This window comes from Flavobacterium sp., from assembly GCF_029242675.1.
Classification (GTDB): Bacteria; Bacteroidota; Bacteroidia; order Flavobacteriales; family Flavobacteriaceae; genus Flavobacterium.
On the sequence record NZ_JAQWTM010000208.1, the window covers coordinates 1 to 6,972 of the forward strand.

8 protein-coding genes are annotated in these 6,972 nt (G+C 31.6%); all 8 read right to left on the minus strand.

Annotation, left to right across the window (positions count from 1 at the left end; translation table 11 throughout):
- Window positions 1–339 (minus strand): DUF983 domain-containing protein (locus tag P8M54_RS07855; protein WP_300286955.1); only part of this gene is annotated, 339 nt, incomplete at its 3' end.
- Window positions 340–417: 78 nt separating this feature from the next.
- The gene (locus P8M54_RS07860) at window positions 418–1,212 is read right to left on the minus strand and encodes a helix-turn-helix domain-containing protein (protein ID WP_300286957.1); all 795 of its coding nucleotides are present in this window, start codon (window positions 1,210–1,212) and stop codon (window positions 418–420) included.
- A gap of 97 nt (window positions 1,213–1,309) precedes the next feature.
- The gene (locus tag P8M54_RS07865; protein WP_300286959.1) at window positions 1,310–1,708 is read right to left on the minus strand and encodes a cytochrome C; all 399 of its coding nucleotides are present in this window, start codon (window positions 1,706–1,708) and stop codon (window positions 1,310–1,312) included.
- A 1-nt stretch (window position 1,709) separates the two neighbouring features.
- Entirely contained in the window at window positions 1,710–1,970 is a 261-nt protein-coding gene (locus P8M54_RS07870; protein WP_300286961.1) for a hypothetical protein, read from the minus strand.
- Window positions 1,971–1,974: 4 nt separating this feature from the next.
- On the minus strand, window positions 1,975–2,988 hold the full coding sequence (locus tag P8M54_RS07875; RefSeq protein ID WP_300286964.1) for a cbb3-type cytochrome c oxidase subunit II: 1,014 nt from the start codon (window positions 2,986–2,988) through the stop codon (window positions 1,975–1,977).
- A 6-nt stretch (window positions 2,989–2,994) separates the two neighbouring features.
- Entirely contained in the window at window positions 2,995–5,163 is a 2,169-nt protein-coding gene (locus tag P8M54_RS07880; RefSeq protein ID WP_300286966.1) for a cbb3-type cytochrome c oxidase subunit I, read from the minus strand.
- A 189-nt stretch (window positions 5,164–5,352) separates the two neighbouring features.
- The gene (locus P8M54_RS07885; protein WP_300286968.1) at window positions 5,353–6,624 is read right to left on the minus strand and encodes an FAD/NAD(P)-binding oxidoreductase; all 1,272 of its coding nucleotides are present in this window, start codon (window positions 6,622–6,624) and stop codon (window positions 5,353–5,355) included.
- A gap of 84 nt (window positions 6,625–6,708) precedes the next feature.
- Window positions 6,709–6,972: sulfite exporter TauE/SafE family protein (locus P8M54_RS07890; protein WP_300286970.1), on the minus strand; the 264-nt coding region annotated here is incomplete at its 5' end.

Here is a 6,972-nt window from a genome sequence, read left to right on the forward strand (position 1 = left end):
AATTACTCTTGAAAGTCGCATTAACCAAGGTTGCATAAATAGTAAATCTGTTATATTTAATGGTAACCAATAGAAAATTTCTTTGTTTTTAAAACCGTAACCTGTTGCTAAAATCCAAATTACAAAAGTTATAATAGAAAAACCAACTGTTAATCCATAACTTACATAACCAGTGCCTTGATAAAAACCAGGTTCTAGTTCCGTTCGTTGTTCACAATTGCTGCAACGTTCAACCATTTTACTGCAATTGGATAGGTTGTACCATTTGTATTTAAAAAGTTCTCCTTTATGACATCGTGGGCATTTGAAAGATAATAGGTTTTTTAAGAAAAGTAGCATAAGTTTTATTTTTGTCAAAGGTATTCTTTCAATGAAAAAATATGTGTGATATAAGTTACTTAAAGCTTTATTATTAAATTAAACTTGATAAAATTTACTGGTATTTATAAATTTTCGTTTAAAGCCATCCGGAGTTATATTTTCGTATTTTTTAAAAAATCTACCAAAATAGGAGTTGTCTTCAAAACCTAATTCGTAAGCAATTTCTGAAACTGATTTTTGTTCGTGTATAAGCAATCTTTTGGCTTCTAGAAGTATTCTGTTTCGTATTAAATCTCCAGCAGAAAATGAGGTTACTTCATTACAAACTGCATTGAGATAATTGGGACGAACATACATTATAGAAGCATAATCTTTTACAAAATGTTTTTTTTTGTAGTATTTGTCTATTAGTTCTTCAAAGTGGTGAATAAGTTGTAAGGATTGACTAAACTCTGCATTTTTCGGAATGGGTTCAAATAATCTATTGAGATCTAAAAGCATTAAATTGAGTAAAGAGCGCAGACTTTTTTCGAAATCGGATTGACTGTTTTTACATTCTTTTACCATCCAAAGTGCAATAGCTTTTAAATGGTCAAATTTTTCTTTAGAAACTTTTATGTAGGGTTGTTTGTGACGATAGGTTAGAAACGAAAATTCACTTAATTGATAATTTTGATATCGAAGTGCAAAAAAATCACTTTCAAAAACTAATATGTAACCTTCAATTTTATCATAATTGAGCCATTGGTGTATTTGACCATAATGCAAACAAGTTATAGATAATGGCTCTATATCACATTCTTTAAAATCAATTAATTGTGTTCCAAAATTACTTTCATTTAGCAAAATCATATAATAGTTGTGCCTGTGCGGAAAATTTAACTTTTGCATAAAAGGCAAAAAATCGGAAGTATGATAAACCGCAAATTTTAATTCGTTTTGGGTTACTTCACTACATTTTATGTTTTTAATTTCGCACATATTATAATTATCCTAATGATGTTATTGTAAAATATATTGCCCAAGCTATAAAAGCTATTATTGCTGCAAATAACCAAGACGGTACACTTTTTGGAGTTTCACTACCGTCAATTAAAAATTGTTTCTGATTTCCTTTCCCGTAAGCGTTAATCATTAAAGGCAAAACTCCATCTACGACATCATTATCATTTAATCCTTCAATGGCAATTGCCGGACCATTTCTTACTGTAAAAGGAATAATTTTAATGCCTTCTTTTCCTGTTGGGTCTTTACTTACTATTTTTAGTTGGTGCAAACCATCAATAAGTTTTCGAGTATCTAGTTCAAAATTTACTGGTGCTTCAAATTCTCCTATTGGTTGAGTATCATCATCAACAAATATAATCACTTTGCTTTTACTATCCATATTATTCAAAATTTATAATGGTTCTTTTTATATGATTAGCTTCGTTTTCTTTTGGTTTTATTATATATTTTAGTGCGTAGAATAACGTTACTAAAACAAATAAAACCATAGCCCAAACTATTACATAATCTACATTACTTTCTGGACCAGCACCGTGAGTTATACCTCTTAAAACCTTGGGTTGTTGCTTTTCACACATTGGACAGGCATAGGTTGCAACTGATAGAGCTGTGAAAAATATTGAGTAAAAAAACTTTTTCATTTGATTATTGTTTAGGTGCGCTTAATTTTGCTAAATCCATTAATTTCTTTACCTGTTCTGGAGTTACTTTTTTGGCATTATTTCCCCAACTTGATCTCTCGTGGTTCATAATTGCTGCAACTTCCTCTGCTGATAAATTTGCATTTGTTCCTACTGCAGGCATAACACCATATTCTTCTCTTGGATTATAACCATTCATAATGATACCTACCAAAATTTCGGGATTATCATCTAAAACTATTTTGCTTCCTTTGAGTGCAGGAAAAGCACCTTTTAATCCTTCGCCATTTTGTTGGTGGCACGCCATACAATTGGCAGCATATAAATCGCTACCATTTAATTCTTGTTTTACGCCGTTTGCCTCAGTAGTGATTTCTGATTTTTGCTTTTTGTAAAGAAATTCAGGAGTAGGCGTTCCGTCTGGAAGTTTGACTTGTTTTAATGATTGTAAATAAGCAACTAAATTTAATGCGTCTTTAGTGGCTACAACAATGCCTTTTTGACCGTACATAAATTCGTCTGGTACATTTACTTTAACATCGCCTTTTTCTGCTTTATCTTTGATTTGAAACAACCAAGGAAATGGAGCCATAATTGATTGAGGCATTACCGTTCTTGGATTGTATAAATGTACTAAATGCCAATCTTGGCTGGGCTGTCTTGCACCAATATTAGATAAATCTGGTCCAGTTCTTTCAGTTCCCATAAGCGTTCCTGCATTTTGCCAAATACTTTTTCGGGTACTATGAGCATAATCGGCAGCAACATTAGGTCTATCGCCCCAAGTTTTGTCCATATCAACATCTCTAACTTGTTGCGTATGGCAACTTACGCAACCATTGCTTATATAGACTTGTCGTCCCGCTTCTTGTTCTTCTGTTAGAGGAATGCTTCCATATAAAGGTTGACTTATCGTTTCATTATATAATGATGGAAAAACTGCAACAAAAAGCGTTAATGTACCAAACAAAAGTGTTGCAATTATAAATAATTTTTTATGATCGTTAAATAAATTCATTGGTGTTTAAAGTTTAGGTTCTACAGTGTTAGTTTCCAGATTTTGATTGATTATTTCAAATGCTTTTTGTTTAACATCAATTTCATTATTTGGTTTTATCATTTTGTACATATTATATACTAAAACGATGTGAGAAAGCCACATCAATGAACCACCAATTGCTCTCCAAAGCCAATATGGTCCCATCATAACTACACTATCAATGAATGGTTTTCCTTCTGCCCACATTAATCCTTTGAGCGTGCCACCAATCATAAGTGGAATTGTATAGAATTGTAATCCTATTAATGCCAACCAAAAATGAGCACCAACACCTAGTTGAGGTGGTTCTTGTCCTGTAAGTCGCGGCACAATGGCATAAATACTTCCAAATAATAGAAAAGTAATAATTCCGTACATTGTTATGTGTGAGTGAGCAATGGTAAAATCGGTAAAGTGCCAAATTAAATTTGTAGATCTAAATGCTTCTGCTGTGCCTTGAAATGAACCTGTGAAATAATAAATAACTCCTACCAAAAGAAAAGGTAGCGAATAACTATTACTAACTTTACTCCAAGAGCCTTTGAAAGTCATTAAATAATTTAGAGTACCTGATGTTACAGGAATTAGCATTCCAACGCTTCCAATAATAGCTACAGTTTGCAACCACCAAGGCAAAGAACTAAAAACAAAATGGTGCGTTCCGATAGTTGTGTAAAAAAGAATTTGTGACCAAAAGGCTAAGACACCTAAACTGTATGAATAAATTGGCTTATTGAGTTGTTGCGGAAGTATGTAATATAAAACACCTAACATAGAAAACATAAACCACATTCCAACCGCTTGGTGCATATAATATCCCTGTACTATGGTTTCTCCAATACCATCTTGTCCCATTGGAATATAGGCAAGAAATGCAACTATAAGTATGAATATATAAGAAGCAACGATAAACCAGTTGGAAATATAAATCTCGTGAGTAGTTCTTTTTGCAATGGTTTTTATGAAATTAATAACTGTAAGTAATAGACCATAAGCCCAAACAGCCATTATTGGCCAGATAATTTCGCGGTATTCTCCGCCACCATTATTTATACCTGCCATAATGGTAATTGCACCAATAAGCATTGCTGAATTTACAGCGATTAGTGCTTTCCATCCGTTTTTAATACTGTTTAGAGGTGTATTACTAACCATTGGAACGATGTAATATCCTAAACCCATAATTCCAATAGTTGCCCACGCCCAAAATACTAAATTAGTATGAACAGCTCGCAATCTTCCTATACTTAACCAACTATACGTGTCTGCATCTGGAGCGACAAATTTAATACCAACATACTCTCCAACACTACTTCCAATAAAAAGCCAAAAAACAGCAGTTCCTAAAAACCATAGAATTAATTTTGTTAATTTAGGATCTATTTTAGGGCGTTTTATAGGAGGTCTTTTTGAGGCAAAAAAGTGATAATTAGTTTCAGAACTTATATTTTTAAGTAATCCCTTTAAATCATTTGGTTTTTTATCACCTGATAATTCATTTGGAGCCACACTATATTCCAGTTTCTGCTTGATTTCATTTAATTTTATATCATCTGGAATATTTTCTGTTTCTGAAATGTAAGCAGCTAAATCTTGAGCTTCCTTAATTTTAGTGAAATTAAAATAATTGTTAAATCCTTTATAAACCTTTAGAGCTAAATAAAGTAAAGATAAAAATAGAGGAACAAAAATTAAAATTAATGTAATGAGTACTCCTGGTTGCGAAAAAATAGCGTCTCTTTTTGCAGGAGCAGTTTGAGCAAATGTGAATTGAGGAATTAGAGATATAAAACCTACAATAAAGATTGAGATTATTTTATTTATTTGACTTCGCTTCTTTTTTAAAATCTCAATTTCTGATGAATTTAAATCATTTAAATATTTTTTAAATTTTTGTTCACTATTAAGTTTTCCAATTTCTAAATTATTGTTCGTTTTTGATAAAATTTTTAAAATTAAAAAAAATACAAATCCAACAATAACCATTACAAGAGTAGTTAAAAGTCCTATAAAACCAATTGATTTGTTTGGAAAAAAACTAACTCCATTATCTGTTTGTGCAGTTGCAATTAATGGCTGAAATAAAACCATTAATGCTAGGAAAATTAATTTTATTTTAGGTTTAGAAATGGTATTGTTATTTTGTAATTTCATAATTAAGCGATTTTAAATTATGTCACAAATTTGAAAAAAAAAGGTAGGTTGTGAATGGCAATAAAAGAACTAATGATGGTACTTTTTACTTTAAATAAAAAATACTGATAAATATCATTTATTATTAAAAATCCCTTTCAATTTTACTTGAAAGGGATTAACAAAACTAAAAAACTATGGGATAATTTTTTATGCTGTTCCTTTAAGGATTTTGTTCCAATATAACCAAGGCAATACTTTAGTTTTAAGCATCCACATTGTCCATCTCGGTTTTGCTTGATTGAATGGAAAAGTCATTTTTGGTTTGTTATTATAATCGAATTCCGCCAACATTAATTTTCCGTATTGTGTTGGAATAGGGCAGGCACTATAACCATCATAACTCGCGGTAAGTGCTTTTTTATCCATTACTTCTAATAAATTAGTAACCACAACAGGTGCTTGTTTTCTAATTGCAGCACCAGTTTTACTGCAAGGTGCATTGGTACAATCGCCAAGAGCAAAAACATTTGGGAATCGCGAATGTTGCATTGTGTTTTTATCAATTTCTACATATCCTAGCGCATTGGCTTGGTCACGTAAATGACTGTTTTTGATAAAGTCTGGAGCTGATTGTGGCGGAACAGAATGACATAAATCAAAATTCATTGTTACTCTGCTTACTGAATCGGCATCATTTCCTTCAGCAATGCTATAACATCCTGCTGCTGATTTAGAAAGACTTTGTTTCACAAACTCTGTGTTTTTGGTTTCAAATTCAATTGTTTTATCATCTCCATTAATACCAATTGTATTGGCTGAATAATGCACTTTGATGTTACCTCTTTTCAAAACTTCTTCAAGTGTTACTTTGTATTCTGGAACACCAAAAATAACAGTTGCTCCCGAAATATAATGCACATCACATTTGTCTAAAATGCCCTTTTTACGCCAATAATCAACCGCTAAATACATTATTTTATGAGGTGCGCCACCGCATTTTATAGGTGTTGATGGGTTAGTAAAAACCGCTGTTCCGCCTTTAAAATTTTTAATCATTTCCCAAGTGTACGGTGCTGATTTAAAATCGTAATTGCTACTTACATTGTTTTTACCTAAAGTTTCTTTTAAACCTTTAATTTTATTCCAATCTAATTGAATACCTGGACAAACGATAAGATAATCATAAGTGATTTCAGTTCCTGATGCACATTTTACTTTATTATCGGTTGGATTAAATTCTGAAACGGCTTCTTTTATCCAAGTAGTGTTTTTTGGAATAAAATCTTTTTCGTTGCGAACGGTTTTATTAATATCAAAAATTCCTGCACCAACAAGTGTCCAAGCTGGTTGATAATAATGTTTTTCGGAAGGATCAACAATTCCAATTTTTAAACTGCTTCTTTTTTGAAGTAATTGTGATGCTACGGAAAGCCCTGCATTTCCGCCACCAATAATGAGTATTTGATAATGATTTGACATATATTTTGTATATTTAATAATTTTAACATAACAATATTAATTTATTTAATAGTTACAACTTGTGACTTTAGTCACATAACTATTTTATTTTAAGAAAAGCTCTTTGGTAATGATGTAAATTCCCATAACTAGCACAAACCAACCAAAAGCAGGTTTTAGTTTTGCACCATCTATTTTTTTAGATAAAGCAGTTCCGATAAATATTCCGATAATTGCAAAAGCAGAAATTGTAAATAAGAATTTCCAATCGATAATTGTTTCGGCTCCTTCACCAAAAAATCCAATTAATGATTTTGCCGCAATAATTACTAGCGATGTACCAACTGCTTCTTTCATTGGTAATTTACT

Coding starts and splice junctions, on each gene's coding strand:
- P8M54_RS07860 (WP_300286957.1), bottom strand. CDS start 1,212: ATGCAAAAGTTAAATTTTCCGCACAGGCACAACTATTATATGATTTTG.
- P8M54_RS07865 (WP_300286959.1), bottom strand. CDS start 1,708: ATGGATAGTAAAAGCAAAGTGATTATATTTGTTGATGATGATACTCAA.
- P8M54_RS07870 (WP_300286961.1), bottom strand. CDS start 1,970: ATGAAAAAGTTTTTTTACTCAATATTTTTCACAGCTCTATCAGTTGCA.
- P8M54_RS07875 (WP_300286964.1), bottom strand. CDS start 2,988: ATGAATTTATTTAACGATCATAAAAAATTATTTATAATTGCAACACTT.
- P8M54_RS07880 (WP_300286966.1), bottom strand. CDS start 5,163: ATGAAATTACAAAATAACAATACCATTTCTAAACCTAAAATAAAATTA.
- P8M54_RS07885 (WP_300286968.1), bottom strand. CDS start 6,624: ATGTCAAATCATTATCAAATACTCATTATTGGTGGCGGAAATGCAGGG.